Below are 17,145 nucleotides of genomic sequence, written 5' to 3'. Positions count from 1 at the left end.
TTCATGTCATTAATCTCGATTTTTCCTATTTAATTCCTTCCGATTTCGAGAATAAATCCTTGTGTTATCGGACTAGGTATATTTTAGCGTATTCGGGAGAATTTTTTATATATTCAGAATTTCTATTACATTAGTTGCTTCACTTTTTCGTGATAGCTGACGCGAGGTGTCGGAGTGTATCGAAACGAAAGCCCCCATCGGAACAGGCGGCGTTGATAATCCCATCAGAGCAGGGTCATGATTGCTGACGAACAGAACGGCTACACGAGAGCTACGAAATCAAATTTGGAATGTCGCTGTAGCTGGCGGCACGTTTAATTGCCTTGCAAGCTTTGCCTAGGATTGGATTTGCGCGATTGGCGCGCCGGAATGCTTCTAGCGTTCGTTTGTCAACCAGAGTGAGGTCCGCATATGCTGAAAGGCATGCTAGATGCGTATCTGTCAGATCGCTTCCTTTGCGCTCTGGTAGCGAGGGTCCGTGTTGTCTGAGCGATGACGAGATCACCCATGAAGGAATTTGGTCTTGAGACACGGCGCGCTTTAGATCATTGAACGAGATAGTCGAGCGGGCGGTTGCAATCTTCATTTGCCGAAGAAAAAGGCCTCGATCAAGCGCCTGACCCACCGTCATATTCGGTGAGATGTCACTCTCTTCAATGCCCATTGCGGCCAAACTCTGCAGGACTAAATCGGCGGCGGTATCCGGCAAATTTTTTCTGGCTTCAGCAACTTTTTCGACAAAATCTCTAGCAACAGCTTCGGGATTTGTGATGCGCTTGTCTCCGTGCTTAGCGATGTCGAATGCAAAACTGCCTTCAATTAACTTAAGCTGGCGTAAGAGGTCTTTCTCGCCACGTATTTTACCCCGCATGAGTTCACCGAGCGGCATGGAGGAAAGATCGACAACGTTGCTATGTGCGACGGCCACCAGATTGCGCGAGTGCTCGGACCGCCTCAAGAACTCCTCCCTGAGTAGCAACCAATCCTCCAGGAAGGGGCCAAGAAGTTCCTCCCCTGTGCCAACCTGGATTAGAGCACGCGAAGCTAAATCCCGGACTCTGGTGATGCTCGCCCCAGGTTCGGCAAAAGCTGCCAAGGCTTCCGCGCGCATGATGGACGTTACCCCGGCCGGACCTGAGTTCGCCATTCCATCGGATATCCAGGCGACAAAAGGCAGAGAATGGAGAAATCGGAGCCTCCACAACACCGTGTCTTCGTCATTGTGGACACAGAGTTCCTCAATGTGATGCAATGAAATCAAGGGCAATGTGCCGCTACACTTGAGCCAATCTGAAAACGTTTCCGCACTTTTACGTTCGGCGCTTTTTGTTGATAGAGCTTCTCTAATCCAATGATTTAGATGCGAAGTATCGAGTGCAATAAAGAAGGGCTTTATCAGGGGCATAGCCATTTCACTATTTTATGCGCCGCACCGCGTTGTGAACAACCCTTCTGGGGATTGAAGCTCGCGCGCCATTTGATTGCACGGGTGCATTCTTTCGGATTTCTACTTTTGCCTGTGGATTGGGCGGCGGGCTAGCTTTTTCACTCTGACGTTTATCCGTAGACCTCAATACCATACGCAATGGACGGAGCGAGCTTCAGCATGGGAGTTGCCGAAAACTTTCGCGCATTTCGAGACAAGTATCTAATCCCGACGGATACAGTCGGCTCGATATCCTACCGATACAAGCGCATTACCAAGCAGTTGAACAAGGATTTTTGGAATACGGATTCCGAAACCGCTCATAGCTTATACGTTGGTTCCTATGGGAGAGACACTGCCGCAAAGGGCGTGAGCGACCTCGATGTTTCGTTCACGCTACCGAATTCGCTGTATCACACATACAACGCTTACGCGAACAACGGACAATCAGCGCTTCTCCAAGCTGTCCGGCAGTCAATCATGAGAACATACTCGACTACGAGTGTGGGCGGCGATGGCCAAGTCTGTGTTATCAAGTTTGATGATGGCATCACATTCGAAATTCTGCCGGTATTTGTAAACAGCGCGAACACCTTCAATTTTGCCGATTCGAACGGTGGAGGAAGTTGGCGAACATGCGATCCACGGTCGGAGATGCAGGCGTTTCTAGCCCGCAATCGTGAGGCAAACGGCAATTTGAAAGCTATCGCACGAATGGCGCGGGTTTGGAAGCAGCACAGCAACGTCCAGATCAGCGGCATGCTAATCGACACACTCGCATTCAACTTTATCAGCGCTTGGGAGTACAAGGACAAGTCTTATCTGTACCATGATTTCCTAGTGAGAGATTTTATGCACTATATGGCAACACGTGACGTTAATCAGGAATACTGGCTGGCTCCCGGCAGTGGGTCTCGCGTCTATCGTACCGGTAACTTTCAAAGGCCCGCCGCTACGGCATATCAAAACGCATTAAAGGCAATTCAGAATGAAACCGACAATCAGTTCTGGGCAAGAACCCAAGCCTGGCAAGCAATCTTTGGTAGCGCCTATCCAAGCTGACATAACGGTTAATCTTGAAGCGCTGGAAAGTCAGATCAGAGAATGCTTCGGTCGTGTCGTCTATGCCCATAAGACGCATGAGAAGGATGGCGATCTCTGTGCTCAAACACTTCGCCGATTCAAATTGCTCCAGATAATCGTGTCATCGATCACGGCGTCAGGCACGCTTGCGGTGCTGCTGGCTGACGAACTTTGGATCAAGCTTGCAACCGCTTTAGTTTCTCTGATCGGGCTCTTCATAACTGGGTACATGAAAGGGTTTGACCCAGGTGCCGCAGCTCAGAAGCACCGCGACACCGCAGCAGACCTCTGGGTCATACGCGAAAGCTATCTTTCATTACTGACTGATATGGCTTCTCATTCAACTACTTTGACCAATGCAACCGAGAGGCGCGATCAACTTCAATCAGCTCTTGCTGCAATCTACAAGTCAGCGCCGCACACGACGCCCAAGGGCTATCTGAAGGCGCAAGAAGCGCTTCAACGACTGGAAGACTATACATTCAATGACGGCGAGATTGACAAATTCCTACCGCCTAACCTGAAAAAAACGGGCATCTAGTCGACTTACTGGTCAAACATACACACTATCGCCAGACCGACGGCAGTACGCTTGGGGCAGTGAAATGAATGGCCACAGAGGGAAATAGACCATCAAAAATACCCGTATGCCAGCACCATACGAGGCCGTTACCACGCCAATCCGATGGCGATGCCTTCTTCCAAATCTATACAGGTGGAATGCGAGCTGCAGAGGCATTTGACAATCAGTGGCATATTGAACCAGTTTTGGATAACGGTCATCCCTGCTTGAAGGGCGTGATGTCGCCAAAAAGCCTGCAGCCGTTTTTCGTCCAGCATGGCTTCAAGTTCATCGCCTTTCATCGCATCGGTTGGCACAGAGGAAGTTATTTCTCTAGCTGGTCCCCGTTTATTCCTGGTGAAACAAACCACATGCAGGGGCCCGCCGATCTTTGGAGCCATGTTGCGAGCAACATCGCACAGGCCCGGGTTGAAGGCGATCTGGCCGCCCTTGGCCAACCTAGTAGTGAGCAGATCGCTGTTCTCCTGGGCAACAGAACGGAGGCCGAGCGCCTAGCCAGTTCCATTAGCCTTAGTCTTCGCAGCATGGACATCAACGTTGAACAGATTGCTGAGTTTTATAACGAGCAGTTGGTCAATCACATGGCATCTGGAATCTTAGATGGAAGGCGGTCTTCGTCCACCTTAGATCAGACTTTGTTTGCCCACGTGCATTCCTTCTTTATGCACCTCGGCGCGGCACGCGATTATCTTGCGGCATTTTGCGCTCTCAGAATCGGCAAAGACGCGCAGAAGGTCGACTCATTTGCGAAGTTGACCGAAACCCTACGGCAAGAGCATTTCGACCTCGACGATCTTCTACAGCTGTTCCATGCCAGGAATTATCTCCGCCCAAAGCCAACCAGTTCGAGCAAATTTGAGGTGTCTGGTTGGATGAAGGAAGTCACAGACCTCAGAAATGAATTCATGCACCAGCGGCCCTATGGAGATCGCTTTGTTGAGCGTATGGGTTTCGCTGAGCCGGTTGAAATCAACGCTGGCCTGTATCGTTACATCCGACCGATTGTTCTGGAAAACACCGAGGACGATGTGCAGGAGGTAGTTTTACGCCACTACCGGGAGATGACCGGCTTGTGCCACGCTGCTGCAGTAGCGTCAGGCAAAAACATTTCGATACCAACGTTGAAAGACGGAGTTATCGTCTCTGTAGAGCTTGAGGGCGGGAATGGCAGCAATCAGCAAGAGACAAGTGACCCATGACAGACGGTACTGGAAGCGTGTCGAAACCTGAACCCTCTACCGAAATGTCCTTTGCTGAGTTAGCAATCGGCAATCTCCACATTCGCGAGAACGACGCTTTTGCGTTCTTCGCGATTTACGCTCGCTATGAGTACGCAGCCAAGGTCTGCCAACTTGTGCACAAAGGACCGGATCGTCGAGACCTTACCGTGAATCCGCAGTTGGTAGCGGACAAGGCGCGTGAAGAATTTTGGAGACGGGTTGAAAAGACGCCTCAACTTGCGGAAGCCGTGGACTATTATATCCGTAACCCACCGAAGAAACAGGTCTGGGACGGAACTAGCGGGGCATGGACCGAACCAGACTACCAAGGCGCTGATAAGTTGAAAATCCTTTTGTTGCAGCTTGGCCAGGCACGAAACAATCTGTTTCACGGCGGCAAGGGCTGGAAGCCGGACACCCCGGAATGTGATCGAGATAACGATCTCATTCGCCATGGCTTGATTATATTGGAAGCTGTCATCAGGTCTGACGAAATACTGTTTCACGAGTTTTCATCATTTCAGTGATGCCGCACAGAGTTCTGAACGAGGGCTTTACGACGTGCGTGCCGGTATCGCCCTGAGCGTCAGATCGATTCCGATGATTCTTACAGCATCAATGTCGAAACGAGTTGCGACCAAAGCCTCCGCATACGCCTGCAGCGCCACACAAAGCTTGCTGAAATCCAAACCTTCCCCAGTAACTGGATGGTTCCACGACGATTGTTTTCCGTTTCGCAACAATAAGAAAATACCGTTCGATGATCGCATGTCACGAAGGTAATCGTTGCACAGCTGGTTTTCGACCCGTTCAAACAGCTTGGGGCCAGACCAGCGGTCGACAATTTTAACTTCGATTGGCACAGGGCCGTCAAAGCCGGTTGTCAAGAAACGAAGGTCCGGTCTCTTCGCGTCAGCTAGCTCGTCCTCTTGTGGAACCACGTACCGGCTACGGGCGCGATCTCGAAGCCATCCTCCTACGAAGTTGCGCAGTTGAGTTTCCCTGGTCGCGTTGACCAATATGTCGGCTATGCTCGTGTCACCATTTTCCAGGTCGTCCTTGAGATCGAGAAGGCGCGAGCACGCAAGTTCGAATAATTGGCGGTGATCGGAAGGCAGGATTTCAGCTTCGCGCGAAAAATCTTTCACATCATTTGGCTGCCATGCGGACAAATCAGAGTCTTGGATAGACCGCCCGACGGCATGGGTCATCATCCAAGCCCGTGTCTCGATTTCTGGATAGTTCTCCGCAATTTCTTTGAGTGCAAGGTAGGTCTCCTTACCTGGAATCTCACACAGCAACTTGAAAACGGTATTCCTCGCGTCTTGGGCGTCGTCTCGGAGGCCTGGAGAATAAACGCCTTTACCTGCGCGCTCGATGTCATCCTTGCGCTTGATATTCTCATGGAGGACAAAATAGAGCTGTCGCAAGTGCCGAGCATTTTTGTAATTTTCCCGAAACTTACCACCAGATCGTCTGCCACCTAAAAGCTGCACGGCAAAATTCATACAAAACTCCGTTCGCAATTGTTCATCGTCGAGATCGCGAAGGACGTCTTGAAGTCTCTCAATGCCAGGATCAGGATCAACAGAGACCAAGAGCGCAACAAGGAAGGATTTGGTTATGAAATCTGATGTCTTCGCAATCACGTTCGAAGCAAATATCGATATTTCCTTGTCCGATATCACCTCGTCACGAACAACAATAAGAAGAGCATTTTCTAGACTACGGTAGCTCTTAGGAAGTCGACGTTGAAGTATGTCGATAATTGTCCGAGAGATGAAAATTTGAAGGTCATGGCCATGCCATAGCAAATCTGACAAAATGTAATTGGGTTCAACCTCGTTGCCAGACGTAGTGACTTCCCATTCGATCTCGCCAGCAAATCGGTCATGAACGATCTCAGGAAACGCTTTGCTCAAACTCACCAGCCATGCCGGAAATCCGTTCATTTCCCACAATGCGTACCGCACTGCTAGGTCTGCTTCCGCTTTCGTCAGCCCGGACGGCCAATCGATGGTTTCGCTGCTTTCAATGGCGATTCCGCTGAGGCCAAGAACGATGGCCTCCGGAACTCTGTTCGGATTTTCTAAGCCCTCAGATCGTAGAGTCGGCTGATACTCGCGCCAATAGGCCACCATGCTATCTCGAAACGATTGGGCTACAGCAGAACCGTAGATCACTTCCAGGTCACGCCAATTGGAATAGGCCCATTTATTCCCGTCTGGCGCAGACTGGCGCATTTCTGAGTGAAGGTTCATCTGGCAACGCCAGACCGACCCTTTCGCTGCTTCACGATTGTCCAGCATCTGGGTGTGGTTCTCGATGAGCCACTGCCGATTTTGCTCGTATATTTCCGCAGACCTCTTTTCTCGTTCGCGGCGTCGACGCTTATATTCGCTATCCTGCTTTTTCCATTTCCGCTCCGTTTCGGAAAGTTTGGCAGGCCGAAGGCGTCCCTTCATCACAGCTTCCAGCTCCGAATTTCCTTTGACCTTTCGGCGAAGGGCTCTCAATTCTACGGGTGGCCTTCCTGCCTGCACATAAAGGTGTAAGGCCATGGTCAATGCGACGAGCTTGTCATCCTGATCTTCACGCTCTTCTATCTGCTCGATGAAATATGGGAGTTCTTCAGCTCGGAATTCCCAGTAGTCCCTGAAAATCCGGGCATGCCACCAATCGGTTAGTCGCTCACCATTTTCAGCTAATTTAAGCTTTCGGGCATCCTCCACGTCAAACCAGAAGAGCGCCCTGTTGAGGTCTCCCCAAGACCTAACGGCATCTTGAAAATTATGACGTTCATCGCCATTCCCGTTCCCGTTCCAGTTCCTATCCAGAGAGGTGAGGGATATTGCTACAAGGCTGTCGCGTTCCAGGGCGTGCCTAGATTTCAATGCGATCAATTGTGCCGCGATCTTGGCTGCTATGGGAAGAAGCCATCTAAAAGCTTTTGAAAGCTCAAGCTGATTGCGTTCCGCGAACGGTGAGCGCTTCAACAGCGGTGACAGCCCATGAAGCGTCTCAACGAGGTCGCCCTCTGAAAGGCGGCTGACCAGATTTCTAAGAGATCGTTCGAGGTCAGAGTGGCCTATCTCCTTCGGCTCGATGGTATGTTCCAGGCAAGCCAAAAGCTCGCTGATAGGCAGGTGCTCTGGTACGAACAGATCGACCACCTCAGATAATAACCGTCTGCTGGCATGAGGTCTCGATCTTACGATCAACGTGGCTGCATCCGTTTTCTGCTGGTTGACCCCCACCACATCCAAAGCCCGTACGGCAGCAATTCGGCTGTACTTATCCTGAGCCGGATCAATGGCGATCTCAAACGCAATATCCCGGCATGAGGCGTACTTTCCTTGCCAAACAAATCCAAGAAGAAGGGTGTTCAGGTTGGGGTCGCTTTTGTGGAGGACAAGCAGGCGGTTGACCGTATGCTCCAAGTCATCGGTCGCGAAACGCCTTATCGCTGAATAATCCAATGAAGAGCGGAATAGCGTTTCCTGTTTGATTCGGTTGCACACGTCTCTAATGATCGCCGCTCGATCATCGTGGGGAAGTTTCGTTGGATCACCATCGTGAAAAAGAACTTCCGGTGCGATCTTCATCACTCGTTCGCGAATACGTTGATCGCCGATGGACAGCCAAGGGAGTATTGGCTTGGAGGTGGGCACAACGACTTCAAGGCCATATTGCACCCTGAACAACAAGTTTTCGATTTCGCGGCGGGATTTCCCTTCTGCAATCAGTTCCAGTAGCCAAGCTGCACAAAGGAACTCGCGAACAGAACGATGATGAAATCGAACCGTACCGTATATTGCTTGGTCGAAAATTGGGCGGGATAAAAGGGAAGAAATGTCGTCCGCCAACCAATCGTCCAGCACCTTCGAAGGATCGATGCAGTCGAGGCGCAACTGACTGTCTGGCACCTGAATGCGAGACATTTTCTGATACGTCACTGCAGCAGCAAGTCGCTTTGCGCCAAGATATGCTTTGCTCCAAGTCAGCGGTTTTAGCCGGTCTCGATTTGGATCGCGCTCCCGAAGCCTCTGTTCGATATCCGCTTCCAGCAACTCTGCACGCGTACCAATACGCCCGTTTGTCTTCCAGAAGCTGACCAACTCAATAAAATCTTGGGGGCGCGAGAGGTAATCTCTGACATCTCTTCTTTCGATCTGGTCGAAGAATTCCCTTTCATTCGTGACGTTTAATGCCTGAGCCAATTGCTTAACCTGGTCATCATCTAAAGGACCAAGAGTGACGACGCGAAACGTCCCTCGCATTTTTTCAGGCTTTGATGTTTCGCCATCATCCTCAATATCGGGGAAGAGCACCTCATCCACGCGTTCCGGCCCCGCCATATCGACGTTAGGTCGGATCGCTCCAGCTTCAGCCTGATAAGGTAGCTGGGCGACAAGAAGATCAAGGTCAGTCTTTGGACGCCATTCTGAAATCCTGCTCGTTATGAAGATATGGGTACGTTGACACGCCGACCCGAGTTTTCTGGCTAGCTTTCTGATCGACTTTTCGAAGTCCCGGGGATCGCTGAGTCTCGCTTCGTCGACAGAGTCTAGGAACAACCAACCTTCATCATCAGACCTGAGCCAGCAGTCAAATTCATCGAACGTACCCGTCTGCGGGTCATCGAATGCATCTTCTATTCCATCCAGAAGATATTCGAGACGAATGAAAAATGCATGCTTCCCGGCCGCTCTGACCCTCTTCGTCGCTTGCTGTATTTCTATGGTTTTCCCAGACCCAGCCTCTGCGAGAATGATGGTCCGATATTCACTCTCTAGATCATCCCAATGAATTGCCGATGAGAAGGCCCAACGCGGCATCTCTTCGTAGTCGGCCAGATTTGATACGTCCTTCGGAACGGCGTAAAAATTGCGACGAAGCTCTATAAATTCATCCATCGACCGTTCACCTACGACTGATCAAAGATTACGAACTGCAGGCGAGTACCCCGTCCGGAGGGGCTGAGTGTGGACAGAGACCTATCACGCAGGCGAGCGGAAATTCGGTTCTCAAAGGTTGGTATGGTTCGAACGATGACTGCGGACTCAACCAAATTCAAGCCTTCGCAGCAACTCAAGCATCCGGACATCGGTTTTCAGGAATGGTTCGGCTTCGCCGATGCGCTTAAGTGCGCGAGCAGCTCCGTAGGGCCACGATTTCGCGTTTTCGGGCAAAACCGCATATAACAATTCCAAAAATTTAGAAGGAAACTGTTCTATAACAGTGTTTTCTGTGCTGTCGGCTATAGGTGAATACATTTGGTCGCCCTCGATCTTTGAGACAAGTGGCAGGATAGAATCTACCATTACTTCGAAATTATCTTCCGCTGAGAGCGCTAGGTCGCAAAGGCGAGAAGAGATTGCCGGAGATTTCGCTGCCTTCTGCTTGGGCCATACATCTTTTAGGAGCATGACAAGCAGCTCGGACCAATTGAGGCCTGTCTCCGGTACAGTTGCATCCTTGTCGTCTGCGAAGCTCTTCGCTTGCCAAATCACGTTTTGACGAAGGTCATCGTCCGAAGTGGTAAGAAGATCATGGAATTCCTGATCGCTTATGAGCTTCTCACCTGATTGGTCACGACTGGCCCATCCAGCCAGCAGCATTCCCGCGATCACCTGGTTGTAGCCACGCCGACCGGAGTTTTTCTCACGCGCTCGCCTAAGCAGATGAGGTTTTAGCAATTGGTAAAGTTCGGTGTTTGGCACCCTTGCAGCCCAGAGGAATCCTGCCCACATCGCATCTTCGTCGAGAGTATCCTCTCCGTCCAACACCGGCAGGATATTTGAGCGTGTCCAGTCAGGATCGACAGCATCGAGCCAACTGATTTGGTGCGAGAAGATTACCAGTGCGTGACGGCGGAGATCGCCCGGCAGATTAAGCAAGCCCTCCACGTGAGCAAGCCACTTGGCCGGAAACCCTTGCTTTGCAGTCAATCCATCTTTTCTCGGGTCTTGGATCAGGGCATCCGCCAGATTTCCAACGGGAGCATTGATTGCCTCCATCGTCCAGTCCGGCTCCTTGTTGCCACGAATAATCGCCGACACTCCACTCTCGGGGTTCGCCTTCAGGATTTCAACAAGTTTAGAGAACAGTTGATCGAAGACGCTCACATCCGAGCGAGACAGTTTTCCCGCGACCGTTTTAAACCAACGGGCAAGCGGCCTAATAATGAAAGTTAGGCAATCTACCGGATAACGGATGACCCTCTCTGCGATCAGGCAGATTAAGCGTTCCTTGTCCGACGTTCTCGCGTCGGCTGAAAGAAAACGATCCCACGCCCATTGTGGGAATTCGTTAGTCCTCGCTGCATAGGTAAGTGCGGCTAAAGCTCGAAGAGGATACTTCTCAACAAGTCCTGCAAAAGGGTCGCGTTCGACGAGAAATTCACGCCTGTTGCTGGATGCTTGGCGCGAAAAAGCAAGCACCTCCGAAGCTGGCATATTATTGAGCGAGGAGATGTCTTTGTCCTTTTGAACAACCCCACCGCGTCCTTCCAAAGACTCGGTTGCTCCATCTGCGTAACCGGGGTTCCAATCTGGTGCTGATATACGTAGCTCGGCGAGCAACCCGGTCACATCAAAGCTTAAACCGTCTGTATTGGATGCGAGCCATTGAATACGTGAAGCAACAGCCCATGCTCGCCTCTCATCATATTTTTCCTGATCTTCCTCTTCCCACCGAGCAGGACCTTCACAAATTCGCCGTTCGAACTCCGACTTTTCTGTTGCCCCAAGGCTTTCCCATCGCTGCTTGATGGACAAAAGCAAATCTCGCTGATGGTATGGAGACCAGAAGGCATCTCGACTGATCATGTCCATGGTCTCGGAAACGCTAGACTCCGGCACCATTTTATCGTTCCCAAGAGCCCAAATTCTAAGCCTTGCAAATATGGTGTCGTCATCCAACGGCCAAGTCATCATTTCTCTACGACAGGCTGTCGCATTTACTTCAAGGTAGGCACTCAGCATCTTCACGTAGCTTAGTACGAGCCTGCTAAGACCTCGGAAGCGTTCATGTCCATCAATTTGGGGGTCCGGATCACGGTTGATCGGACTGATCCGGTCAAGATCAAAGCCGCCGGTCTCGGTTTCAAGATCAAGAGCGGTTTCCAGGTTGCGCCGACATTCGCGTATTAATTGAAGAGAAAGCTCAGCCGGTACTGAAACGTCCATCGTGACATCTGGATATTCCACATCCGCTCGAACAACGCGGTCAATATCGACTGTAGCCTCTGGGTCCGGCGGGATAGGCCCTTCGAGATAAGGGGGCTTTGCCGTCAAGTATGGACGACTTATCGATCCGAGTTCTCTGATAGCTGTCGAAGTCCAACCATCCAGCTTGGTTGCTTCCTGAAGTTCATACCATTCGCGCCGATGAGGTCGCGGCCGGTGCGCCCAGCTTTCAAAAAGTAAGCGCCAACACCTGCGAACATCTGAATCGGCTCCATCTTGTCTTAGTTCCCATCGAATACGTTCGCACAGCTCTGGATTGAGCCCGACTTGCCGCCCGGCCCACCATACTGCTGTGGGACTATGAGCTACTTTCGTGATCCAATCCCCAATAATTTGAAGTCGAAGTGGAATCGCTGCTGGTGCAGTGGAGCCGTAGCCCCGAAGAGGCGAAGATAGATTAGGACTGCTGCCGGTGAAATCTCCAGGATTGACATCGAAGGCACTCCAAGCCGAGCGTGGTATCTCTCTCTTCGGGAAATGGTCGTCGGGATCGATTTGCTTAGGAGGGTCATCTGTGTCCAAGCCGTAGAGGTCGAAGGGATCAACATATGGGCCACGCTGATGATTCACCCAGAGATGACTGGGCCTGGCGAAGCGGACCCCCTGGTCGAACACACACAGCCACTCTGCTGGTAGCGTCTGGTCGTACGTCGCAAATCGCTTCGCGCCTTCGGGCGTACTCACTATGTGGGCGACCTGACCGCGTTCATGTGCTGCTAGATTTCTCGGCCCTTCAAGGGCCTTCCGAAGTACACCATTATGCCAACCGTCGATATCACGGGCCCGTACCGACCATGCCTCCAACGTCTTCCAGAGCGCTTCATGCTGAGCTTTTGGATCGTAAGGAATGGCTTGAACGCCTTTGTGCCTCCAGCGTTCGACCGCCTCGTCTTGCGCCCCTGATTGAAAGGCGTACACCCCTTCGAGGGTGCCCAAATCAAGATTTAATGCTTCTAGAAGATATTGGACGGGTGGATCATCAGCAGTGTAACCGACGAAAACCACCACAAAGCGTTTTAGAATCTCTTTGAAAAACGAGGTTGCCCAGCCATCCGACAGATAAGCTCTGCCGAAACTTGCGCTCGAAAGCACAAATCCTTCGTTTTCAGCTGCGTCGTACTCAGCTGTCGCCCGGCCATGCAAGTAGACGATTCCGTCAATATCGCCTTGGCGGGCGGGATCGGGAAGGCGCGGGAACTGCGAGCATCCCACGCCAGCCTTGCATTCATTAAATAAGCGGTCGAAATTCGTTGTAACCAATTGGACCCTTCCATTCGGAGCGGTAGCAAGGTCCAACAATATTTGATGTGCGGACAGATCGGCGTTGTCTTTCGGGCGAAGAGACTTTGCCACTGCCGCTTCGATGTCACGGCGAAGATAATCCCGTTCGAGGAGGCCGAAGAGCTTATCTGCTGAGATAAGACCGGCGACCCCGGTGCGGTTCTCAATATCCCTCGCTTCAGCAAGAATCTTATGGGCTGGACTAGTCGCCGGAACTCTAAGTTCCTTTATGACGGCCTCGGCGAGGCCGAAAAAATCTGGCAAACCGGTTCGTGCTCGGGAAACACCTGCTCCGCAAAAAAATATGACACGCCCGTTGTCACGGGCAACAAGGAGTTCATCGGGAATCGCGGGGCCGCCTGCAAGAAATCTCAAATGTGATCTCCAAAAAAATAGCGTTCAGCTACAGGTTCTTCGTTGGATTTTGATCTGAACCGATATCTGCATTGAGGGAGATCAAATGCTGTCTCGCCGCCTTCCAATGCCATGGGATCGAAGACTTGCGACGTCTTTTTCCATTGCGTCGTCCGCTTTAATGATCGCGATCAGCGATAGACCCTTGGCTCCAGCAGCGCCTCCTAGGCCCATGTTCTTCCGACCGCTTCTTGATCAGGCCTCCCGGGGAATGCCGCGCTGCCTGTCATGATCCATGACGGGGTGTGTGGCATTGAAAATCGGCCATTCGCTAATCGGTGCCTCGTTACATGCCTTTTGAAGGTATCACTCGAATCCTCCGTCCATCGTCATTACAAGCATGACGAGAAAGGCTCGAATGGCAAGGCGAATTGTATAGGAGCACACCCTGACCAAGGCGTCTGAACCACACGGACATTCACCCGATTTGGCTAGAAGCGAGCTGACAAGCATGCACCCTGTAATTCAGCTGCTGTACAAAAAGACAAACATGTTCTGGCGGTCAAGCGGTGATCTAACCGCCAAGGGGATTAGGTTGGTATCGAGGCACTCAACGCAGTAAGCCGTTTAGGGAGCTGATGTCGTTAGACAGGTTCCCTCCGAGCGACCCTAAAAAGAATGTTCAGAACGTCGCTAGCCGTTGGCTACGTTTACGGTCGTATGCCTAGGGCAAACAGCACATCTGCGATCATGCCGAGAAATCCAAAAAATCCAATTATCACGAGGACACCTGAAATCAAAAGCCCTCGGATGGAATCGCCCATGTTCAGTGGCGCTTCCATCTGCTTTGGCGGGGACAGCAAATCAATTCGAGGACTGAATAATTCAGTGAAGGCGTCTGAAAACTTCCACCAACACAACAACCATGGATGGACGGCAAAGGCCATTACGATGACTTTGGCCAGAAGGAGCACGTTGTGAAGGTCTGTTGGTTCTGACAAAGGTACCATCTTCCACATCGGAAATGAGGGCGGGAGAGCGCTTAAAGCGACTCTGTCCGCGATATACAATTAAAAGACCATTCTCTACGGAGTATGAGTTTACAACTCCTTAGGTGGCGATGCTCAGAGTTCAATTGGCTGTGGACGACATAAGAGCTTGCCCAGCCACTGTGGAAAGCACGAGCTTGCAATCGGTCTTCTGAGACAGAATGCGCTTGGCCGATTTGCTAGATGTCGATCACGAAGTCCAGTCGAAATCCTGTTGCCTCTCCGGAGTTTATCGGACTTGCGCTGTACGCTTGTCTTACAAGAAACACGCGTCGCCAGCGTTCTACGGTGTCACCACCACGCTGTTTAGGTCTTGGTCTCGGGTGAAGACTGCACGGCGGGTGCGCCTAGGTAGGGGACGGAGAATGGTGTCCAGGTCATAGCCGAAGACACTCCGTTTCTTCTTCAAAGCTTTGGCCAATGATACGACCACGTCCTTGTATTTCCTGAGAGTTTCACGCGCTTCGTCGAGTTCAGATTGTAAGATTTCGTCAACTTCCCGCTGAATGTACGGATACTTCTGAAAGAGAGCCGCATCCTTGGTGTCAAGGAAACGCGTCGGTAGGACGTTTAGTGTGCTACCCATTCCAAACATAGTGACCATCTTAAGGGCTAGTTCGGTCGCTTCGGCGAGGTCACCTTTCTCCAGTCCCCCTGAGGCTGTCGACCGATCTCCGACGAAGACTTCCTCGGCCGCGAGGCCAGCCAGTTTCATCGCGATCTCGGCACGATATGAACTCTCAGTGTGCAAGGTCGAACGAGGGGTCAATATCATCGTTCGTCCATGAATATCGTCATCCTGGTCGGCACGATTGTCATCCGTATAAACCTCGACAGAGGTTATCGTGCCGATATCAAATACTTTCGCGAGCACAGCGTGGCCTGCTTCGTGAAGGCATATTCGCCATAATTCATCAGGCTTCAATGGGATGAAGACGGGCACCACTTCGACAAGGTCTGCGATCCTGGCTGGGCGGCTTTCGTCTCGCGCACGCTTCCGGACTTGGCGAGCTATATACTCAAGATCAGCACCGCTTTTGCCGTTTAAATTCCTCGCGGCCTCTTTCAAGGCCTCGTTCCCGGAGAATTCGGGTAGATAGTGTGTGAGGATTGCCTCTCGCCCTGCGGTATCCGGTTTTGACAATTCGATGTGTTTTTCCAGACGCCCAGGACGAAGGAAAGCCGGATCAATCCGTTCAGGAAGATTGCTCGCCGCGACGATGATCACACCATCGCGGCCGGTAGCGCCGTCCACTGCTTCAAGCATCGCGTTGATGACTTCCAGCATGTACTGGGCATTGTCGCCAGAGAGCTTCGCCCGATGACCGAATGAATCGAACTCGTCTACTAACAATATTGAGGGAGCAGATGCCTTTGCTTCTGCAAAAGTCGCGTACATTGCTTTGAGCAGATCGCCCATGTGTCCCGAACTCTGCCATTGACCGAGTGAGGAAGCGATAAAGTGGGCATTGCACTCGACGGCTAATGATTTCGCAAATGTCGTCTTGCCGGTTCCAGGAGGTCCGTAGAGCAGAATTCCTTTGTCGATCTGGTTCCAGGGGAGAACTCCTTCCCTCCAAAGCGCAAGATCACGCTTCAGGCGTTGTCCCCATTCGCCTGCAGAACCAAATGATGACAAAGGAAGGGTGGGTTTGTCGGCTCCATGCGACACCAGCTTTCTAAGTCTCCCAATAGCCCTTTCTGCGGGCTTGCCGCGCCGAAACGCACTGTCGATAACGCCGACGTCCTGTTGCTGAAGAAATTCTCTGTCATCGTCAGAGAGCCTACCACTCCCCAAAAATTTGCAGAGACCTTCAACGCACCGAGAATCCAGAACATCCAAATCCGCTGTCCAGTCGACCACTGCTTCGAATTCCGCGTGCAATTCATTTCCCTTTGAAATGAACACGATTGTCCTAGGTGCAGAGAGGTATCTCTGCGGCTGGAAATCCCATTTGCCCTTTCGGTTCCGTGAGGTGTGACAGCACACACTGAAATCTAAGGTGTCTCTGTTCTTGCCAGGCCCCAAACATAAATCCGCAAGAGGCTCGAAGTCTTCTATGGGCCAGCGAGAAGGCACTCGTACTACCAGGACCCCACCGCCTTTTGACAGAAATCCATATTGCCGTTTGAGAATGCGAACTAGGGCGCAGTATCCAAGGAATTCACGCGGGCTTTTATCAAGTAGCTCCCTGCCGCGACCACCATAAAGCCGCTGAGGAGCTTCTTGAATTACACGATTAAGCTCTCGTTTTGCGTCCGCCACTGCTCGCAACGCATCGATAAACTCATCAACCTGATAACCGTGCTTGTCGCTCATCACATCACCAAATGGTCGTGGATACCGGGGCCTAACCGGTACCAGCGATTGAACGACCGAGCCAAACCAGCGGTCGTATCAATATAAAATATCTCGGTCGTCGCACCGATATTGCCATTCTTGATTGAGGGGTGACCCATCATCTTTCCTACGAGGATGGGCACGATCCGATTTGCGAAAGTCCACTCCGAAATCGAGACACTAGCTTCGATCCCCTCAGGACCGACAGAACTCAATTCATCAAGAGCGAAGGCAAGGTCTCGCAGCTTATTGGCGAGATCAGCTAATTCGGTGCGAGTGTCCGCTTTGTCAGATGGCGACATCACACCTCTCCACAAGCCAGCGGCAGCCGCGACATTTGAGGAGAGACCTGGCGTGCAAAATCATCCACATCGAACATGAAAGCGAAGTCGAGTTGATTGCTTTTACGTTCCAGCGGCACTTTCGAGCGAAATCCAGGTGCAAACTTAAAAAGAATTTCGGTCATCGGACGTCCTCTTGATTCGTTTGATACGCACCAAAAACACCGATTCGGGACCGATTTGCAAAGAAAAAGATCGAAAACTCACAAAAAGGATC

At 51.4% G+C, this 17,145-nt stretch carries 11 protein-coding genes; 4 read left to right on the top strand and 7 right to left on the bottom strand.

What is annotated here, in order from left to right; all coding sequences use genetic code 11:
• Positions 1-271: 271 nt before the first annotated feature.
• Positions 272-1,411 carry a hypothetical protein gene (locus FJQ55_RS14975; RefSeq protein ID WP_140829416.1) on the bottom strand — a complete coding sequence of 380 codons (1,140 nt, stop codon included), beginning with the start codon at positions 1,409-1,411 and terminating at the stop codon, positions 272-274.
• Positions 1,412-1,606: 195 nt separating this feature from the next.
• On the opposite strand from FJQ55_RS14975, the gene FJQ55_RS14970 reads away from it, so the two are divergent.
• The 4 genes from FJQ55_RS14970 to FJQ55_RS14955 all read left to right on the top strand — a co-directional run bounded on the left by FJQ55_RS14970 (position 1,607) and on the right by FJQ55_RS14955 (position 4,839).
• Positions 1,607-2,488, top strand: coding sequence for a nucleotidyltransferase (locus FJQ55_RS14970; RefSeq protein WP_140829415.1), 882 nt, complete (start codon positions 1,607-1,609; stop codon positions 2,486-2,488).
• Positions 2,415-3,050: an SLATT domain-containing protein gene (locus tag FJQ55_RS14965; protein ID WP_140829413.1), complete on the top strand. Its 636-nt coding sequence runs from the start codon at positions 2,415-2,417 to the stop codon at positions 3,048-3,050. The genes FJQ55_RS14970 and FJQ55_RS14965 overlap by 74 nt, the downstream gene beginning before the upstream one ends.
• A gap of 68 nt (positions 3,051-3,118) precedes the next feature.
• Complete coding sequence (locus FJQ55_RS14960; protein WP_140829411.1) at positions 3,119-4,291, top strand: hypothetical protein; 1,173 nt, start codon at positions 3,119-3,121, stop codon at positions 4,289-4,291.
• Entirely contained in the window at positions 4,288-4,839 is a 552-nt protein-coding gene (locus tag FJQ55_RS14955; RefSeq protein WP_140829409.1) for a hypothetical protein, read from the top strand. Before FJQ55_RS14960 ends, FJQ55_RS14955 begins: the two co-directional genes overlap by 4 nt.
• Before the next feature lie 27 nt (positions 4,840-4,866).
• Here FJQ55_RS14955 and FJQ55_RS14950 read toward each other — a convergent pair whose 3' ends face one another.
• The 6 genes from FJQ55_RS14950 to FJQ55_RS23345 all read right to left on the bottom strand — a co-directional run bounded on the left by FJQ55_RS14950 (position 4,867) and on the right by FJQ55_RS23345 (position 17,053).
• Positions 4,867-9,228: an NACHT domain-containing protein gene (locus tag FJQ55_RS14950; RefSeq protein WP_140829407.1), complete on the bottom strand. Its 4,362-nt coding sequence runs from the start codon at positions 9,226-9,228 to the stop codon at positions 4,867-4,869.
• A gap of 147 nt (positions 9,229-9,375) precedes the next feature.
• Positions 9,376-13,218, bottom strand: a complete 3,843-nt coding sequence (locus FJQ55_RS14945) for an SIR2 family protein (RefSeq protein WP_140829405.1) — start codon at positions 13,216-13,218, stop codon at positions 9,376-9,378.
• A gap of 689 nt (positions 13,219-13,907) precedes the next feature.
• On the bottom strand, positions 13,908-14,207 hold the full coding sequence (locus tag FJQ55_RS14940; RefSeq protein WP_140829403.1) for a hypothetical protein: 300 nt from the start codon (positions 14,205-14,207) through the stop codon (positions 13,908-13,910).
• Positions 14,208-14,529: 322 nt separating this feature from the next.
• Positions 14,530-16,566 (bottom strand): AAA family ATPase, encoded by a 2,037-nt coding sequence (locus FJQ55_RS14935; RefSeq protein WP_140829401.1) that lies wholly within the window; start codon positions 16,564-16,566, stop codon positions 14,530-14,532.
• Positions 16,566-16,889, bottom strand: a complete 324-nt coding sequence (locus FJQ55_RS14930; RefSeq protein WP_140829399.1) for a hypothetical protein — start codon at positions 16,887-16,889, stop codon at positions 16,566-16,568. Before FJQ55_RS14930 ends, FJQ55_RS14935 begins: the two co-directional genes overlap by 1 nt.
• A complete protein-coding gene (locus tag FJQ55_RS23345; RefSeq protein ID WP_161596991.1) occupies positions 16,889-17,053 on the bottom strand; it encodes a hypothetical protein in 165 nt (54 codons plus the stop codon). Before FJQ55_RS23345 ends, FJQ55_RS14930 begins: the two co-directional genes overlap by 1 nt.
• Positions 17,054-17,145: the final 92 nt, after the last annotated feature.

The organism is Rhizobium glycinendophyticum, from assembly GCF_006443685.1.
GTDB classification, from domain to species: domain Bacteria; phylum Pseudomonadota; class Alphaproteobacteria; order Rhizobiales; family Rhizobiaceae; genus Allorhizobium; species Allorhizobium glycinendophyticum.
Note: the sequence above shows the minus strand (reverse complement) of the source record. Positions and strands in the feature narration are given on the sequence as shown.

Bases quoted from the DNA above. Each gene is read 5' to 3' on its own strand.
- FJQ55_RS23345 (WP_161596991.1), bottom strand. From the start codon at position 17,053: ATGACCGAAATTCTTTTTAAGTTTGCACCTGGATTTCGCTCGAAAGTG.
- FJQ55_RS14950 (WP_140829407.1), bottom strand. From the start codon at position 9,228: ATGGATGAATTTATAGAGCTTCGTCGCAATTTTTACGCCGTTCCGAAG.
- FJQ55_RS14935 (WP_140829401.1), bottom strand. From the start codon at position 16,566: ATGAGCGACAAGCACGGTTATCAGGTTGATGAGTTTATCGATGCGTTG.
- FJQ55_RS14930 (WP_140829399.1), bottom strand. From the start codon at position 16,889: ATGTCGCCATCTGACAAAGCGGACACTCGCACCGAATTAGCTGATCTC.
- FJQ55_RS14965 (WP_140829413.1), top strand. From the start codon at position 2,415: ATGAAACCGACAATCAGTTCTGGGCAAGAACCCAAGCCTGGCAAGCAA.
- FJQ55_RS14975 (WP_140829416.1), bottom strand. From the start codon at position 1,411: ATGGCTATGCCCCTGATAAAGCCCTTCTTTATTGCACTCGATACTTCG.
- FJQ55_RS14955 (WP_140829409.1), top strand. From the start codon at position 4,288: ATGACAGACGGTACTGGAAGCGTGTCGAAACCTGAACCCTCTACCGAA.
- FJQ55_RS14970 (WP_140829415.1), top strand. From the start codon at position 1,607: ATGGGAGTTGCCGAAAACTTTCGCGCATTTCGAGACAAGTATCTAATC.
- FJQ55_RS14940 (WP_140829403.1), bottom strand. From the start codon at position 14,207: ATGGTACCTTTGTCAGAACCAACAGACCTTCACAACGTGCTCCTTCTG.
- FJQ55_RS14960 (WP_140829411.1), top strand. From the start codon at position 3,119: ATGGCCACAGAGGGAAATAGACCATCAAAAATACCCGTATGCCAGCAC.